The organism is Curtobacterium sp. PhB146, assembly GCF_004342995.1.
Classification (GTDB): Bacteria; Actinomycetota; Actinomycetes; order Actinomycetales; family Microbacteriaceae; genus Curtobacterium.
On sequence record NZ_SMBN01000004.1, the window covers coordinates 462,723 to 479,160 of the forward strand.

Genomic DNA, 16,438 nt, shown 5'->3' on the forward strand with positions numbered 1-16,438 from the left:
ATCCCCGAGGATCCTGAACCAGAAACGTCACCGGCCGGACGCGGACCCGCGTCCCCCGTGCCGTGGACGCGACCACCGACGGGACGGGAGGCACGGCGCCTGCCTGCACCGTGCCTCCCGTCCGCTCCGACGCGCGCCCTGCCATCGCGACGCGCGCCCCGCTCAGTGCTCCGCGTCCGCCCCCTCCGGTCGGACGCGGAGCACCCGCGCTGTGGGGGTCGCCCCGCCGTTGGCGACCTCGAGCGAGCCCGAGGCGGCGTCCCACGCCACGGACCACGACCCGAGCGCCGTGGGGAACAGCGGCTCGACGCCGACCGCCTGCCCGGCGAAGCCCGGCAGCGGCAACGACACCGATCCCGACGCACCGGGCAGCGACCACACCGACAAGTACAGATCGCCCGACGCAGCGCGCAGGCCGAGCGCGAGCCACGGGTCCTCCCAGGCCGGCAGCCCGAGCGGCCACTCCGGCACCGACGACTCGATGACCTCGAGCACTGCCCGGTGGGCGGCGATGGCGTCCCCGACCACCGCACGCTGCGCCGACGACATCTCGTTCAGGTAGCCCGACAGGTACATCCGCCCGATCACCCCGTTCACGAGCGACAGGTCGAACAGGTCGGGCGACATCGACGGCGCCGGGTAGGCCCAGTTCCCGGCCTGCTCGGGCAGCATCGCGGCGGGGGCAGCAGCCGCGATCGACGCCGACAGCACCGGGTCCTGCTGGTCCGAGGTCGACTGCATGTGCAACCGGGACAGCATCGCGGAGTCGGCGCGCATCGCTCCCGAGGCGCAGTTCTCGATGAGCAGTGACGGATAGCGGGCCTGCACGTCGTCGAGCCAGTCGAGGAGCGCGCGCTGGTGCTCGAGCATGCCGGGAAACGGCCCAGTCATCGTGTTGTAGTCCATCTTGAAGAACGTGACGCCGAGCGACCCGACGAGCCGGTCGACGACGGAGTCCAGGTGCGCCCGCGCGGCCGGCGACCGGAGGTCGAGCAGGTGCCGTCCGTGCTCGGCGACCCGCACGCCGTGGTGGTGGACGAAGGCGTCGTCCGGCAGGGTCGCGGCCAGCGGCGAGTGGATGCCGATGACCTCGGGTTCGAGCCACAGCCCGGCCTGCATCCCCCGCGACCGGATGTGGTCGATGACGAACCCGAGGCCGGTCGGGAACCGCGAAGCAGCTTCCTCCCAGGCTCCGACGGTGTCCCACCAGTGCCCCTCGGCGTACCAGCCGGCGTCGATGCAGAACAGGTCTGCTCCGGCGTCGGCAGCGGCGTCGATCAACGGCAGCAGCTTCTCGGTGGTCGGGTCGCCCATGAGCGTGTTCATGTAGTCGTTGAACACGAGTGGCAGGGCTCGATCCGCCTCGCGCACGTGCCGGAACGCCCGACGCTGCGCCGTGAGCACCTCGAACGCCCCACCGACCGAGCCGGCGATCCCCACCGACACCGGCACGGACACGAACGGCTGCCCCGGAGCGACGACGGCCGTCCACTGGTGCTCCTGGTCGGTCGGTCCGGTCAGCAGCACGTAGGCGTGCCGCCGGGTCTCGCCGAGTTCGTACAGCCACGGCCCGTTGTGCTCGATCTGCCACACGAGCGCGTAGGGCTCAGCGCCAGCGGACGGAGCAGGTGTCAGCACGCCGATCGGCAGCGCCTCACCGGTCGACCACGATCCCCGGTTCTGCACGACGGCGCGGCTGCGGGGTGGATGGTGCTGCGCCTCGCGGTCGATCGCCGCGAGTCCGATCGACCGCAGTGGATCGGTCCGCCACCGGCTCTCGGCCGCCCAGTCGTTGTCCGCGTGCACGAGGGCCAGGTCGTCGACACCGACCCCGGAGTCGGTCAGGAACGCCCCGGTCGCGAACGACGAGACGAAGTCCACGACGTGCTCGCCGTCGTCCGCGGACACCTCGGTCCACGTCTGGAACGCCGCGACGTCGGCACGCGCCCGGAACACCGATTCGACCTGGAGGCCCGTGGCCGCGTCCGCCTGCACGATCCGGAACCACGGATCGGTCGCGTCGTCGGACGCACGCCACGACACGGGTCGCAGTCGCGCCCCGATCGTGGAGTCCACGTGCCGGTACCCGCCCGGGAACCGCCCGTGTCCGATCGTCGTCAGCTCCACCAGGGGCTGCGGGTCCGCGGGCCCATCGAGGAGCGCCCCGTCGGTGCGTGCTCCGCCGGCGCGCGCTCCGCCGGCCGCCACGAACGACACGAGTGCCGCGGGCTGGTCGTCGCCGATCCGGAACCGTGCCGAGAACCCGGGCGTGACCCAGTCGGCGAAGGCTCCGCTCACCGTGCGCCGACCGGTGCGGGCTCGCTCGACACCCACGCCCCGACGCCGTGGTCGTAGCAGGTGGTGTTGTCGATCTTCGAGCGGTCGAGGGCGCTGCCCGAGGTCACCTTGCGGTCGATGCGCTCCGGGTCGGGGGCGGCCTCGGCGAGCAGTCGGGTGTAGTCGTGCTGCGGGTCGAGGATGACGGCGTCGGACGGCCCGCGTTCGACGACCCGGCCGCGGTAGAGCACCAGGATCTCGTCGGAGAAGTGCCGTGCGGTCGCCAGGTCGTGCGTGATGTACAGCACGGCGAGGTGGTCCTCGCGCTGCAGGCGGCCCATCAGGTTGAGCACGCTGAGCCGGATCGACACGTCGAGCATCGACACCGGTTCGTCGGCGATGAGCACCTGGGCCCCGGGGGCGAGTGCGCGGGCGATGGCGACGCGCTGCCGTTGCCCGCCGGAGAGCTCGTGCGGGCGGCGGCTCGCGAAGTCCTCGTCGAGGTTGACGCGGCCGAGCAGTTCCCGCACCTTCTCGGCGGTCTCGTCGGCGCCCCGGGCTCGGTGGTGCAGCTGGAGCGGCCGGGCGATGTGGTGCTCGATCGAGTGGAACGGGTTGAGTGACGCGAAGGGGTCCTGGAACACCATCTGCACGTGCCGGCGGTACATGCTGCCGACGACGGGTGTGCCGTCCTCGAGCCGCACGTCGATCGAGCCGCGGGTGGTGCTCTCGAGCTTGGCGAGCATCCGGGCGATGGTGGACTTGCCCGATCCGGACTCCCCCACCAACGCCACGGTCTTCCCGGGCAGCAGTTCGAACGACACGTCGTCGACGGCGTGCAGGGTGGTCCGCTTCAGGCCCTTGCGGGTGTGGAAGTCCTTGCCGAGGTGGCTGACGGTCACGCTGGTCATCGGATCTCCTCGTGAACGGCGGCTGCGTGGTCGTCGACGCCGGAGCGGATGAACGCGCCGCGCTCCCCCGACAGGCTCGGGAACGACTGCAGCAGCTTCTGCGTGTACGGGTGCTTCGGGTCGTGCTGGATGACCGAGGCCCGGTCGCACTCGACGACCTCGCCGCGCAGCATGATCGCGATGCGGTCGCTGATCTCGAGCAGCAGCGGCAGGTCGTGCGTGATGAACACGACGGCGAACCCGAGCTCGTCGCGCAGTCGGACGATCTCGCGCAGGATCTCGCGCTGCACCACGACGTCGAGGGCGGTGGTGGGCTCGTCCATGATCATGATCTGCGGTTCGAGCAGCATGGCCATCGCGATCATCACGCGCTGCCGCATGCCGCCGGACAGCTCGTGCGGGTACGCGGTGATGCGGGACGGGTCGACGCCGACACGGCTCAGGGCGTCCTCGGCGATCGCGCGGCGCTCCTTGCGGGACAGGTCGCGCCGGTGTTCCTTCAGGGCGTCGTCGAGCTGCGCTCGGATGGTGGTGACCGGGTTGAGGGCGTTCATCGCGCCCTGGAACACCATCGACAGCTTCGACCAGCGCACCGCCCGCAGCTGCTCGTGCGGCAGCCCGAGCAGGTCGATGTCGGTGCCGTCCCGGTCGTGGAACGTGATGCTGCCCGAGGCGACCTTCGCCGGCGGTCGGTGCAGCCGGGTGATGGCGTAGGCCAGGGTCGTCTTGCCGCAGCCGGACTCCCCCGCGAGCCCGAGGATCTCGCCGGGAGCCAGGGTGAGCGACACGTCCTTGACGGCGTGCACGGGGTGTTCGGTCTCGTAGACGACGTCGAGGTGGTCGATCGTCAGCACGGCTTCGGCACTCATCGGACGGACTCCTTCGTGGTGCGTGCGGAACGCGAGGCGCGGGCGGCCCGCTTGGCGCGACGTTCGCGCCGCCGCTGGGCACGCACGTTCGCCAGTCGTGGGTTGATGACCTCGTCGATCGAGAAGTTCACCAGGGACAGGCCCATGCCGAGCAGGGCGATGAGCAGGCCGGGCGGCACGAACCACCACCAGGCGCCGTTCGCCAGCGCGAAGCCGTTCTGGGCGTAGAAGAGCATGGTGCCGAGCGTCGACGAGTTCGACGCCCCGAGGCCGAGGAACGACAACCCCGCTTCCCCGAGGATCGCGGCGATCACCGCGAACACGAACTGCGACGCCAGGACGGGCAGCAGGTTCGGCAGGATCTCGACGGCGATGACCCGCCAGGGTCGTTCGCCGGCGACACGGGCGGCGGAGACGTAGTCGCGGTTCCGGATCGACATCGTCTGCGCCCGCAGGACCCGGGCGGACCCGGCCCACGAGGTGATCGCGAGGACGACGGCGATGGTCCAGAGCCCGCGGGCCTCGCGCGGGACCAGGCCGGAGATGACGATCACGAGCGGCAGGCCGGGGATGACGAGGAACACGTTGGAGAACAGCGAGAACGCCTCGTCCATGATCCCGCCCAGGTAGGCGCCGAGGATCCCGAAGAACGCCGACAGCACCGTGGCGAGCACGCCGACGATCAGGCCGATCTGCAGGCTGCCGCGGGTGGCGTAGGCGAGCTGGGCGAGGACGTCCTGCCCGGTCTGGGTCGTCCCGAGCAGGTTCTCGCCACTCGGTCCCTGCAGTCCGGAGTCGCGGATGGTGGTCGGGTCGCCGACGAGCAGCGGCCCGACGACGCCGAACAGCGTGACGCCGGCGACGAGGGCGATGCCCGTGATGAGCCACGGGGTCAGGGTCGGCAGGAAACGGCGGATGCCGCCCTTCGGTCGTGACGCTCGGGCCGTGGCGATGCTCCGCGTAGACCCGGCGTCGGCTTCCTCGGCGAGTGCGCCGATGGTGGGTTCGGTGTCCTGCTGGATGTTGGTCATGGCGTGTCCTCCCTAGCTCCGCGCCCGCGTCCGCGGGTCGATGAGCCCGTACAGCAGGTCGACGACGAGGTTCGCGCCGAGGACCGCCAGGGTGATGAACAGGAAGATCCCCTGCATGAGCGCGTAGTCGTTGTTGGTCACGGCGGACAGCAGCTTCGACCCGATGCCCGGGTACGAGAACACCTGCTCGGTGACGACGGAGCCGGACACGATGAACCCGAGGGAGATCGCGAAGCCGGCGACCGAGGGCAGCACGGCGTTCCGGGCGGCGTAGTTCCGCAGGATCTTGCCGTCGGACAGCCCCTTGGCCTGCGCGGTGGTGATGTAGTCCTCGGACAGCGTCGACACCATCATGTTGCGCATGCCGAGCAGCCAGCCGCCCAGCGACGCGAGCACGATCGTCACGGCCGGCAGCACCCCGTACTGGATCGCCGAGGCGATGAAGTCCCAGTTGAACCCGGGGGTCAGGATGACGTCGTAGCCGCCCTGTGCCGGGAACAGGTGGATGCCGGTGGCGAAGAAGTACACCAGGATCAGCGCGAGCCAGAAGTACGGCACCGCGGCGAGCAGGGTGGTGGCCGGCACGAAGGAGTCGAGCCAGGTGCCCGGACGCCAGCCGACGAAGGCGCCGAGGCCGACGCCGATGATGGCGGCCATGATGGTGGCGATGCCGACCAGGGCGATGGTCCACGGCAGCGAGCTCGCGATGACCTCGGTGACGGGGGCCGGGAAGTAGCTGACGGACACCCCGAGGTCACCGCGGAACACGTTGACCAGGTAGTGGCCGTACTGGGAGATCAGCGGCTCCGAGGAATCGCCACCGAGGAGCAGCTCGTACGCCTGCCGTGTCGCCGGGGTCACCTGCCCGCCGCGCTGCTGGAGCTTGGCGAGCAGGATGTCCACCGGGTTCCCGGGCAGCAGCCGCGGGATGATGAAGTTCAGCGTCAGTGCCGCCCACAGCGCGACGATGTAGAAGCCGATCTTGCGCAGGAAGTAGGTCATCGTCGAGTGCTCCTCGGTCGCGATCCCATCGTGGTCAGCCCTTCGCCGGCTTCAGCGCCTTGAAGATCTCGGCGTTGTCCGGGCTCGCCCAGACGGCCGGGAAGGCGTAGAGGTCGTCCTTCGTCGGCCAGCCGGTGAACTTCGCCGCGTGGAACTCACTCGTCGTGCCGCCGGTCATCACGGGGATGTACGGCAGGTCCTCGACGATGTGCTGCTGGATCGTGTCGAGTTCCGGCTGCGTCGCGGCGGTGTCCTCGGGGTTGATCGTGGCGAGCTTCGCGATGGCCTTGTCCACGTCGGGGTTGCTGTACCGCGAGATGTTCATCGGGGCTGCTGCACCGACCTTCGCGGTGTTCGCCGTCGTGAAGTAGTTGTTGTACAGGTAGTACGGGTTCGCCGTCGGGCCCTGGCCGAGCGAGTCGATGGCGAGCTCGAAGTTGCCCTTGGTCTTCTTGTCGGTCCACTCGTTCCACGACGACTGCTGCGCCTTGAGCTCGATGCCCGCGGCCTTGAGCTGCTGCGTCATCGTGTCGATCGCGGTGATGTAGTCGGTCCAGCCGGTGACGACCTCGACGGTCAGGGACAGCTTCTTGCCGTCCTTGGCGTAGATGCCGTCCGAGCCCTTCTTCCACCCGGCGCCCTCGAGCGACGACGCGGCGGCGGCCTTGTCGGCGGTCTCCGGCATCACGGCCGGCTCGATGTCCTTCGAGATGGTGTCCTTCTGCGTCGTGGTGAGCGCGAAGGTCGGCGAGATCTCACTCGCGGTGTTCTCGAACGCCAGCGAGTTGAGCTGCTTGCGGTTGATCGCGTCGGCGATGGCGTGCCGGACGGCCGGGTCGGTCTGCGGGCCGGTGCAGCCGAGGTCGGTGTTCGCGCAGGTGAGCAGCGCCATCTGGTTCTGCCCGACGGTGATGCCGTCGTAGCCGTTGTAGTTGCCGGCGATGTCGTCCATGTTCGGCACCGGGCCGGTCTGCCAGTCGATCGAGCCCTGCTTGAGCGCGTCGGCGCCGGCGGTGTTGCCGGAGAGCGACAGGTAGCGGATGGTCTTCACGGCCGGTGCGCCGTCCCAGTACTTCTTGTTCGCCTCGAGGGTGAAGGCCTGCGCCTTGAAGGTGCCGAGCGTGTACGGACCGGTACCGACGGGCTCGCGCACGACGTCGGTGGTCGGGTCGATGTCCTTCCACAGGTGCTCGGGCACGATCCAGGTCTTGCCGAGCAGGTTCGGGCCGAGCACGAACGACGGCTTGTCGAACGTGACGACGACCTTGGAGTCGCCGTCCGCCTTCGCGGTGCCGTCGTAGCCGATCGAGTTCAGGGCCTTCTGCTTCTTGAGCATGTCGAGCGTGAACACGACGTCCTTCGAGGTGAAGGGCTCGCCGTCGCTCCAGGTCGCCCCGTCGCGCAGCGTGATGGTGAGCTGCGTGCCGTCCGTGTTCCACTCGTAGGACTTGCCGAGCAGCGGCTTCGGGTCGTTCGTGTTGACGTTGGTGATGAAGAACAGCGACTCGTAGATCGTGCCGACGCCGCCGATGTTGGACGGCGACCACGGGTTGAAGTTGATCTGGTAGTCGCCGGACTGTCCGGTGTAGGCGACCAGGGTCGAGGCGGCGTCGTCCTTCGTGCTGGCGTTGCCGCTCGCGCTGCAGCCGCTCAGCGCGAGGCCGGCGGCGAGGAGGACGGCGGCGCCGATGGCGAGCCGTGAACGGGTTGGGTTGAACATCGTTGTCCTCTCGGTCTGCGTCGTCGCAGGATCCACGTTGTGAGCGTGATTGTTACACGCGTAAACTAAGGCGGTCAAGGGGTCGGGTCACGGCCCCGTCACGATTGAGGAGACGCAATGGAGCGGACCACCCTGGACGGCACGTGGACGGTCGAGGCGGTGCACGGCCCGGCGCAGGCCGATGCGCACCGGGAGCCGGTCGACGCGATCGTCCCCGGCTGCGTGCACACCGACCTGCTGCGGGAGGGCCGGATCCCCGACCCGTTCGACGGCGACAACGAGGCCGCGACCCAGTGGATCGGCGACACGGTGTGGCGGTACCGCCGCACCTTCACGTGGTCGGGCGAGACCGGCACGGGCCCGAACACGCACGCCCGCCACGACCTCGTCGCCGACGGACTCGACACCCTCGCGACGATCGAGCTGAACGGCATCGTCGTCGCCACCACCGCGAACCAGCACCGCGCGTACCGGTTCCCCGTCGGGCACCTGCTGCGCCCCGGCACGAACGAGCTCGTGATCACCTTCGACGCCCCGGTCCCCGCGGCCGAGCGACTGTCCGCCCTGCACGGCGGCGAACTCCCCCACGTCAACCACCACCCGTACAACGCACTCCGCAAGAACGCGTCGAACTTCGGCTGGGACTGGGGCATCGACGTCGCCACGAGCGGCATCTGGAAGTCGATCGGCATCGAGTCGTGGAGCGACGCCCGCATCGCGGCCGTCCGCCCCCTCGTCGACGTCGACGGCACCACCGGCGTGCTCACCGCGCACGTCGACGTCGAGTCCGCAGGTTCCACCGGGGCCTTCTCCCAGCACATCGGGTCGGCTCCGGTCGCAGGGGTGTCCGGTCGGGCCGGCCTGGAGGCGCGGGTCACCCTGACCCCGCACGTCACCGCCGGCGGGGCCGACGGCCACGGCGCCGCCCTGGCCGAGCAGAGCACGTCCGCCCCCGGCGCGAGCGGCACCGATGCGGCGGCGACGCCCGTCGGGTCCGGCACCGTGCCTCCCGGCCGCCCGTCCGCGCCGGGCGCGACGTCCGTCACCAGCGTGCGCGCCGTCGTCGACGGCTCCGCCGTCGTGCGGCTCGAGGTCCCCGACGTCGCCGTCTGGTGGCCGCGCGGCGAGGGCGACCAGCCGTTGTACGACGTCCGGGTCGAGGTCGGCGACGACGTCTGGACCGGCCGCGTCGGGTTCCGGACCGTGACGCTCGACACCGCCGCCGACGCCGGCGGAGCCCCGTTCCTGCTCCGGGTGAACGACCGGCCGGTGATCGTGCGGGGCGCGAACTGGATCCCCGACCACGCGTACCTGACCGAGATGACGCCCGGGCGCTACGCCGACCGGATCGACGACGCGATCGAGGCGAACGTCAACCTGCTCCGCATCTGGGGCGGCGGGATCTACGAGTCCGACGACCTGTACGACCGCTGCGACGAGCTCGGCGTGCTCGTCTGGCAGGACTTCCTGTTCGCCTGTGCCGCCTACGCCGAGGAGCCCTGGCTCGCCGACGAGGTCGAGCCCGAGGTCCGCGAAGCCGTCACCCGGCTCAGCCCGCACCCGTCGCTCGTGGTGTGGAACGGCAACAACGAGAACCTCGTCGCGTACGCCGAGTGGGGCTGGCGGCCGTCGCTCGTCGGCCGGACCTGGGGCAACGGCTACTACCGCTCGCTGCTGCCGTCGATCGTCGCCGAGCTCGACCCGACCCGTCCGTACACGCCGGGCAGCCCGTTCTCGTTCGACGAGTACCTGACGCCGAACGACGAGCGGAACGGCAGCGTGCACATCTGGGACGTCTGGAACCGGCTCGACTACCGCGCCTACGCCGACTGGAACCCGCGGTTCGTGGCGGAGTTCGGGTTCCAGGGGCCGCCCGCCTGGTCGACCCTGACCGCCGTGGTGCACGACGAGCCACTCGACCCCGACGGCCACGAGATGCTCGTGCACCAGAAGGCCGACCAGGGCAACCGGAAGCTCGCCGACGGCATGCGCGGGCACCTGCCGACGCCGACGAGCATCGAGGACTGGCACTGGGCGTCACAGCTCAACCAGGCGCACGCGATCCGCTTCGGCATGGAGTGGTTCCGGTCCCGCACGCCCGACAACACCGGGATGATCGTCTGGCAGCTCAACGACGACTGGCCCGTGGTGTCCTGGGCGCTCGTCGACCACGCGGGCATCCGGAAGCCCGTCTGGTACGCGGTGCGGCAGGCCTACCAACCGGTGTTGCTCACCGTGCAGCCGTCTGGCGGCAGTGGGCTCGACGTCGTGCTCGTGAACGCGTCCGGGGCGCCGGTCGCCGACGAGGTCACGGTCTCCCGCGTCGCGTTCGACGGCACGGTGCTCGACTCGTCGTCGTTCTCGCTCGCCGCCGCACCCGCCGATGCCGACCGGGTCACGCTGCCGGCCTCGCTCGCCGTGCCCGGGGACGCCGGGTCCGAGGTGCTCGTCGTCACCGGAGCCGGAACCCGCACGGTGTTCGACTTCGCCGAGGTCGTCGACCAGGTGCTCGCCCGCGCACCGCTGTCCGCGTCGGTCACGGCGACGGACGACGGGGCGGTCGTCACGGTGACGGCGACGTCCTACGCGCGGGACGTCTCGCTGTTCCCGGACCGTGTGGACCCGGCCGCTCGGGTCGACGACGGACTGGTGTCCCTGCTGGCCGGCGAGTCGGTGACCTTCACGGTGACGGGTGCGCCGGGCATCGACGCCGAGGCGCTCGTCGGCCCGTTCGTCCTCCGTCACGCGGGCTCGCTCCTCCCCTGACGAGCCCCGCGCCCGGGCGAGGCCGGGTTCCGCCAGCGGCGTGACGGTTCTGGTTCACGATCCTGCGAGATCGCGAACCAGAACCGTCAGCGCACCAACACGGCCGCGCCGTCCCGCCGAGCGGGCGAAACACCCGCGTGCGCACGCCACGAACCGGGATGTTCCGCCCGCTCGCCGGCCGCGCCTGCCCGACCACGGCCGACGGCCGACGCCAGCCGGCCGTCGGCGGCCGGCGGGCCGACGGCGGCAGGCAGGCCGACGGCGGCAGGCAGGGTCGCGTCAGTCGAGGGCGTGCAGCTCGAACACGATCGCGGTCGCGGGGGCCAGCAGCGGCAGCCGCGCCCCGACGTCCTCGAGCACCGCACCCGACAGCTCCAGGTGCCCGCGCACGAGCCACGCCGGCGGCACCATGTCGAGTCCGTGCGGCACCCGCAGCCCCGTGACGGGGGCGAGCCGGTAGCGCCGCGCCCGGTCGAGCCCCCGCATCCGGAGCGGCACCGGCAGCGACTGCGGCCCGGTCTCGGTCCGTGCGACCCGCACCAGTGCCCGCGACCGGTCGACGGCCACGACCGAGGTCGCCACGAGCCCGGGGTCGCCGAGCTCCAGGTGCCGCAGGCGCCCGGTGTGCAGCAGCCCGCGTTCCCGCTTGTACAACGCCGTCCACGCCCGCAGCCGGTCGAGCTCCGTCGGGGGCAGCCGGGTGACGTCGGTCTCGATGCCGGCGGACCCGAACAGCGACACCGCCATCCGGAAGTCCAGGTCGAGGTGCCGGCCGGTGGTGTGCGAGACCTCGGGGCCGACGTGCGAGCCGATCAGCTCGAGCGGCAGCAGCGCCTCGGTCCACCGCTGGATCGGCAGGCGTTCGAACGCGTCGTTCGAGTCCGACGGCCACACCCGGTCGGTGCGCTCCAGCACGCCGAGGTCCACCCGGGCACCGCCGCTCGCGCACGCCTCGATCTCGAGCCACGGGTGCCGGGCGCGCAGGGCGTCCATCAGCGTCCAGACCCCGCGGGTGTGTGCGTCGATGCCGGCACGTCCGGCGTGGACCGCGTGCACGATGTCGCGGTTCTGATCCCACTTCACGAAGTCGACGTGGTGCGCCCCGATCACGGCGGACATCGCCTCGAGCGCGTACGCCCGCGCGAGCGGGTTCGCCATGTCGAGCACGTACTGGTTCCGCCAGGTGCGGACGTGGTCCTCGGGGCGCTGCAGCAGCCACTCGGGGTGCGCAGCCGCGAGCTCGGACACCGGGCTCACCATCTCGGGTTCGAACCACAGCCCGAACTCCATGCCGAGTCCGCGGACCCGGTCGACGAGCGGCCCGAGGCCGTCCGGCCACACCGTCGGGTCGACGCGCCAGTCCCCCAGCGACGTCGAGTCCGAGCGGCGCCCGAGGAACCAGCCGTCGTCGAGCACGAACCGTTCGACGCCGATGTCCGCGGCGGTCTCCGCCAGGGCGACCAGGGGCGCGAGGCCCTGCCGGTAGTAGACGGCCTCCCACGTGTTGAGCACCACCGGCCGGGGGCGCTTCGGGTGACCGGGGCGGCTGCGGAGCGAGTCGTGCAGCCGGTCGGACAGGCCGTCGAGCCCGGCGTCGCTCCAGACGAAGACGGCGTCGGGCGCGGCGAAGGACTCCCCCTGCCCGAGGACCACCTCGCCGGCGCGCAGGAGTTCCCCGGCACCGAGCAGCGGTCGCGCCTCGGCGAGCAGGTCGTACCGGTGCACCGAGTCGGCGCTCCAGGCCAGGTGCACGCCCCAGACCTCACCGGAAGCGTCCGAGAACCCCTGCGTCCCGAGCACGAGCAGCGTCGGGGCGTCGTGGCCGGTGCGACCGCGGCGGCTCTCCCGCGCGTGGCTGCCGGCGGTCAGGGCCCGGCGCTGCGGGGTGCGCTCCCGGGTCCAGCGTCCGGCCAGGTCGAGCACCTCGCCGACCCGTTCGCCCACGGGCAGCGTCGCCTCGAGCGCCTGCAGGTGCACGGGCACGGTGGCCCCGTTCGTCACGGTGTGCCCGACGCGCAGCACCCCCGCGGCGTCGAGCCGGAAGGCACTCCGCAGCAGCAGTTCGTCGGACACCGCGGTCACGACCAGCACGCCCGGCTCCGCGGTCACCTCGACGTCGCGCCACCGCGGCACGAGCGGCAGCCCGTCGACGTGCCCGGCGATCGCGGGTCGTCCCTCCCACCCGTCGCGTTCGGTCGGCAGCACGGTCAGCGGCCAGGCCGCGTCGAGGGCGCTCGGTCCGAGCGGCCGTCCGAGCGCGAGCAGCAGTTCGGCGCCGTCACCGTCCGTGACGGGTCCGACGTCGCGGCCCCAGTGCAGCACCTCGGGCAGTCCGTCGTCGGCGGTCGCCAACACGAGCGACACCCCGCCGCCGCGCAGGACCTGCACCTGCCGTCCGTCGAGTGCGCGCGCCGGCGCCGGGTCGCGGTCCACGACGGTCACGACGCACGCTCCTCGCGCAGGACGCGGACGCGACCGGCGGGCACGACGGTCTCCGGCCCGTGGCCGGAGCCGTCGAGCAGGTCCGTACCGGACGCGACGACCGTCACGTCGTCCGCGCGGTGGTTGACGAGGAACAGGAACACGGAACCGTCGTCGTGGACGCGGCGCACCGCCTCCAGGCCGGGAGGCGCGGTGACCGTCCGCGGGAGCGCGCGCTCCTCGATGACCCGGTCCACGAGCCGCTGGGTGCTCTGGGCAGGCAGCATCGCGGACACGTACCAGGCGCCGCCGCCGACGGCACGGCGGGTGACCGCTGCGCGGTCCGCGAGCGGCCCGTCCGTGTACCGGAGCACGACATCGGCGTCGTCGACCACCACGGCCTCGGCCCAGTCGGTGACGGTCCCGCCGTCGTCGAGCGTGCGGGTCTCGTCGCGCTGCAGCGGGGTGAATTCCTCGCTCCAGGCGCCGAGCACCTGCCGGAACGCGCCCGGGTAGCCACCGGAACGGATGCGGGCGGTCTCGTCGGCGACACCGGACAGGTAGGTGACGATGAGGGTCGCGCCGCGGTCGACCACCGCGGCGATCCGTGCGGCGGTGGCGTCGTCGACGACGAGCATCGTGGGGACGACCACTACGTCGTAGCCGTCGAGGTCGGCGTCCGAGGGCACGACGTCGGTGAGCACCTGCCGGTCGTGGAATGCGGCGTACCAGGCACGGAGCTCCCGCGAGTACCGCAGTCCCCGGTGCGGCTTCAGCCCGGACTGCAGCGCCCAGCCGGACGGCTCGTCGACGACGATCGCGACCCGGGCCGGTTCGACCCGGCTGCCCTGCACGGGGGCGAGGTCGCGGAGTGCCCGGCCGAGCGCGACGACCTCGCGCCAGATCCGGGTGCGGGTACCGGCGTGCGGGACCATTGCGGAGTGGAACTGCTCGGCCCCCGCGGTGGAGGCCCGCCACTGGAAGAACAGTGCGCCGTCGGACCCGCGGGCGACGTGCGCGAGCGAGTTGCGCAGGATCTCGCCCGGTTCCTTCGCCCGGTTGCGTTGCTGCCAGCTCGGGCCGCCCGTCGAGTGCTCCATGAGCAACCAGGGGGTGCGGCCGGCGGTGATGCCGCGCATCCGGTCCGCAGCGAGGGCGAGGTCCTGCTCGCGGTGCGGGTCGTCGACGAGCGTGTAGTGGTCGTTCGCCGGGATCGCGACGTGCTTCGCCCACGCGGCGTAGTCGACGACCTGCGATCCCGCACCGACCATGAAGTTCGTCGTGACGGGGACGTCCGAGTGCTGCTCGATGACGGCCTTCTCGGCGTCGAAGTGCCGGAGCAGGGCGTCGGACGAGTACCGCTCGAAGTCCAGGAAGAGGCCGGGGTTCGGTGCGCCGCCGACACCACGCGGGGGTGAGACCTCGTCGAAGGAAGTGTAGGTGTGCCCCCAGAAGGCCGTTCCCCACGCGGCGTTCGCGGTGTCGACGTCCCCGTACCGGTCGGCGAGCCAGCGTCGGAAGTCCGCTGCCGACTCCTCGCAGTAGCAGCGGCCGTTCCCGCCACCGAGCTCGTTGCTCACGTGCCACAGCCGCACCGCGGGGTGGCGACCGTAGCGTTCGGCCAGGGCACCGACGATCCGCAGGGCGTGCTCGCGGAAGACCGTCGACGCCGCACACCACCCGAGGCGTCCACCAGGGCGCTCCCGTCGCTCCGTGGCGTCCACCGGCAGCACCTCGGGGTGGGCGGTCAGCAGCCAGTTCGGCGGGGCGGCGGTCGGCGTCGCGAGGTCCACGGCGATGCCGTTGTCGTGCAGCAGGGCGATGACGTCGTCGAGCCAGTCGAAGGTGTACTCCCCCGGCGACCGCTCGAGCAGCGCCCACGAGAAGACCCCGATCGTGACCAGGTTCACCCCGGCCTCGCGCATCAGGCGGACGTCCTCGAGCCAGACCTCGCGCGGCCACTGTTCAGGGCTGTAGTCGCCGCCGAACGACAGGCCGTCGGTCGGCCACGGGACGGTGGGGGCAGCGGTCACGGCATCTCCTTCGATGGGTGGACCGCACCAGCCTCCCGTCTCCGGCGGTGTTTGTCAACGTGTGTAACTAACGCGCTGTCAGTGGTGCCGCATCAGGTCTCCAGCAGCTGCCGGATCGCGAGGACCGCCCCCGCTCGTGCCCACTCCGAGAACTCGAACGGCTGCACCTCGACGGTCACCGGCTGCCGGTACGGAGCCAGGGCCGCACGGAGCGACTCGTCCACCGTGGTCCGCGCCAGGTCGTACACCGGCAGCCCGTCGCCGGTCAGGACGATCGCGGCAGGGTCGGCGATGTGCACCGCGGTGGCCAGGACCACACCGAGTGCTCGTCCGGCGTCCTCGAACGCCGCCACGGCCCGTTCGTCACCGTTCCGCGCGAGCTCGACGACCTGCTCGTACGACGATCCCTCGCGCCCGGCGTTCCGCACGATCACCGGACTCGGCAGGTAGCTCGAGGCACACCCCGCGTGCCCGATGCCGCAGTCGGGCCCACCACCGAGGACCGGAAGGTGCCCGATCCGACCGAGTCGCCCGTGCTCGCCGGTGGAGACCTGCCCGTTCACGATGAGTCCGAGGCCGAGCCCCTCGCCCACGGTGACCAGGGCCATCGACCCGCGACCGGCGCCGGCACCGAACCAGTGCTCCTTGACGGTCAGGGCGTGGACGTCGTTCGCCGTGAACGCTGCGAGTCCGGTTCGCTCCCGGACCATCCGAGCGAACGGGACGTCGGTCCACCCGAGGAATGGCGACGACGCCACGACGGCCTCTCCGCCCCGGGCGAGGACGTCACCGGGCAGGGACACCCCGACGGCACAGATCGCAGGGTGCACGGCGCGGAGGCGCTCGTGCACGGTGCTGATCTGGTCGGCCAGGTCCTCCGGCACGGTCGACGGGACGGTCTCCTCGTGCAGGGCCAGGACGCGTCCGCCCAGGTCGGTCACCGCGGCGTACAGGCGCTCCCGGGTGAGCTTGACGCCGAGGAACTCCCACTGCCCCGAACTCGACTGCAGCAGCTCCGACGGCCGACCGGTGGCCCCACGCACGTCGGTACCGACCTCGACCACGAGCCGGTGTGCCACGAGGATGCGCATCGCCCGGGTCAGGCTCGCGCGCGACAGCCCGAGCGACCGTGCGATCTCCGCCCGCGAGAGCGTGCCGTGGATGAGGATCTCCCGCAGTGCCAAGCGGGAACCCTCGGGCAGTGCCGGCCAGGCTTCGGTCATCGTTCCTCCGTCGTCGGCTGATCCTACGGCTCAGCCCGGAAACGCAGAAAACCCCTGACCAGTGCTGGTCAGGGGTTCCCTGGTGTTACAACGTTAAGTCCGGCGGCGTCCTACTCTCCCACAAGGTCCCCCTTGCAGTACCATCGGCGCTGAGAGGCTTAGCTTCCGGGTTCGGAATGTGACCG

At 71.4% G+C, this 16,438-nt stretch carries 10 protein-coding genes and 1 rRNA gene; 1 reads left to right on the forward strand and 10 read right to left on the reverse strand.

Annotated elements, in window-relative coordinates:
• Positions 1 to 162: 162 nt before the first annotated feature.
• From EDF33_RS17000 to EDF33_RS17020, 6 genes are read right to left on the reverse strand one after another with little or no spacing between them, the layout of a single operon-like run.
• Complete coding sequence (locus EDF33_RS17000) at positions 163 to 2,334, reverse strand: glycoside hydrolase family 36 protein (protein WP_165918857.1); 2,172 nt, start codon at positions 2,332 to 2,334, stop codon at positions 163 to 165.
• Complete coding sequence (locus EDF33_RS17005) at positions 2,295 to 3,188, reverse strand: ATP-binding cassette domain-containing protein (protein ID WP_123340275.1); 894 nt, start codon at positions 3,186 to 3,188, stop codon at positions 2,295 to 2,297. The genes EDF33_RS17000 and EDF33_RS17005 overlap by 40 nt, the downstream gene beginning before the upstream one ends.
• Entirely contained in the window at positions 3,185 to 4,057 is an 873-nt protein-coding gene (locus EDF33_RS20265) for an ABC transporter ATP-binding protein (RefSeq protein ID WP_123313058.1), read from the reverse strand. Before EDF33_RS20265 ends, EDF33_RS17005 begins: the two co-directional genes overlap by 4 nt.
• On the reverse strand, positions 4,054 to 5,088 hold the full coding sequence (locus EDF33_RS20270; protein WP_165918858.1) for an ABC transporter permease: 1,035 nt from the start codon (positions 5,086 to 5,088) through the stop codon (positions 4,054 to 4,056). The genes EDF33_RS20265 and EDF33_RS20270 overlap by 4 nt, the downstream gene beginning before the upstream one ends.
• 12 nt (positions 5,089 to 5,100) lie before the next feature.
• Positions 5,101 to 6,090, reverse strand: a complete 990-nt coding sequence (locus EDF33_RS17015) for an ABC transporter permease (protein WP_132100651.1) — start codon at positions 6,088 to 6,090, stop codon at positions 5,101 to 5,103.
• Between the two features lie 34 nt (positions 6,091 to 6,124).
• Positions 6,125 to 7,810, reverse strand: coding sequence for an ABC transporter substrate-binding protein (locus tag EDF33_RS17020; protein ID WP_123340274.1), 1,686 nt, complete (start codon positions 7,808 to 7,810; stop codon positions 6,125 to 6,127).
• A gap of 117 nt (positions 7,811 to 7,927) precedes the next feature.
• Between EDF33_RS17020 and EDF33_RS17025 the strand changes: the two genes are divergently transcribed.
• Positions 7,928 to 10,576, forward strand: a complete 2,649-nt coding sequence (locus EDF33_RS17025; protein ID WP_132100652.1) for a glycoside hydrolase family 2 protein — start codon at positions 7,928 to 7,930, stop codon at positions 10,574 to 10,576.
• A gap of 279 nt (positions 10,577 to 10,855) precedes the next feature.
• Here the strand turns inward: EDF33_RS17025 and EDF33_RS17030 are convergent, their stop codons facing one another.
• The 4 genes from EDF33_RS17030 to rrf form a co-directional block, all read right to left on the reverse strand.
• On the reverse strand, positions 10,856 to 13,018 hold the full coding sequence (locus tag EDF33_RS17030; RefSeq protein WP_347812771.1) for an alpha-galactosidase: 2,163 nt from the start codon (positions 13,016 to 13,018) through the stop codon (positions 10,856 to 10,858).
• On the reverse strand, positions 13,015 to 15,030 hold the full coding sequence (locus EDF33_RS17035; protein WP_132100653.1) for a beta-galactosidase: 2,016 nt from the start codon (positions 15,028 to 15,030) through the stop codon (positions 13,015 to 13,017). Before EDF33_RS17035 ends, EDF33_RS17030 begins: the two co-directional genes overlap by 4 nt.
• Before the next feature lie 92 nt (positions 15,031 to 15,122).
• The gene (locus tag EDF33_RS17040) at positions 15,123 to 16,253 is read right to left on the reverse strand and encodes an ROK family transcriptional regulator (RefSeq protein WP_132100654.1); all 1,131 of its coding nucleotides are present in this window, start codon (positions 16,251 to 16,253) and stop codon (positions 15,123 to 15,125) included.
• A gap of 97 nt (positions 16,254 to 16,350) precedes the next feature.
• Positions 16,351 to 16,438, reverse strand: a 5S ribosomal RNA gene (gene rrf / locus EDF33_RS17045); the annotation flags it as partial.

What these genes read in the sequence shown, in the direction of transcription:
- EDF33_RS17005 (WP_123340275.1), bottom strand. Translation starts at nt 3,188, where the DNA reads ATGACCAGCGTGACCGTCAGCCACCTCGGCAAGGACTTCCACACCCGC.
- EDF33_RS20265 (WP_123313058.1), bottom strand. Translation starts at nt 4,057, where the DNA reads ATGAGTGCCGAAGCCGTGCTGACGATCGACCACCTCGACGTCGTCTAC.
- EDF33_RS20270 (WP_165918858.1), bottom strand. Translation starts at nt 5,088, where the DNA reads ATGACCAACATCCAGCAGGACACCGAACCCACCATCGGCGCACTCGCC.
- EDF33_RS17015 (WP_132100651.1), bottom strand. Translation starts at nt 6,090, where the DNA reads ATGACCTACTTCCTGCGCAAGATCGGCTTCTACATCGTCGCGCTGTGG.
- EDF33_RS17020 (WP_123340274.1), bottom strand. Translation starts at nt 7,810, where the DNA reads ATGTTCAACCCAACCCGTTCACGGCTCGCCATCGGCGCCGCCGTCCTC.
- EDF33_RS17025 (WP_132100652.1), top strand. Translation starts at nt 7,928, where the DNA reads ATGGAGCGGACCACCCTGGACGGCACGTGGACGGTCGAGGCGGTGCAC.
- EDF33_RS17040 (WP_132100654.1), bottom strand. Translation starts at nt 16,253, where the DNA reads ATGACCGAAGCCTGGCCGGCACTGCCCGAGGGTTCCCGCTTGGCACTG.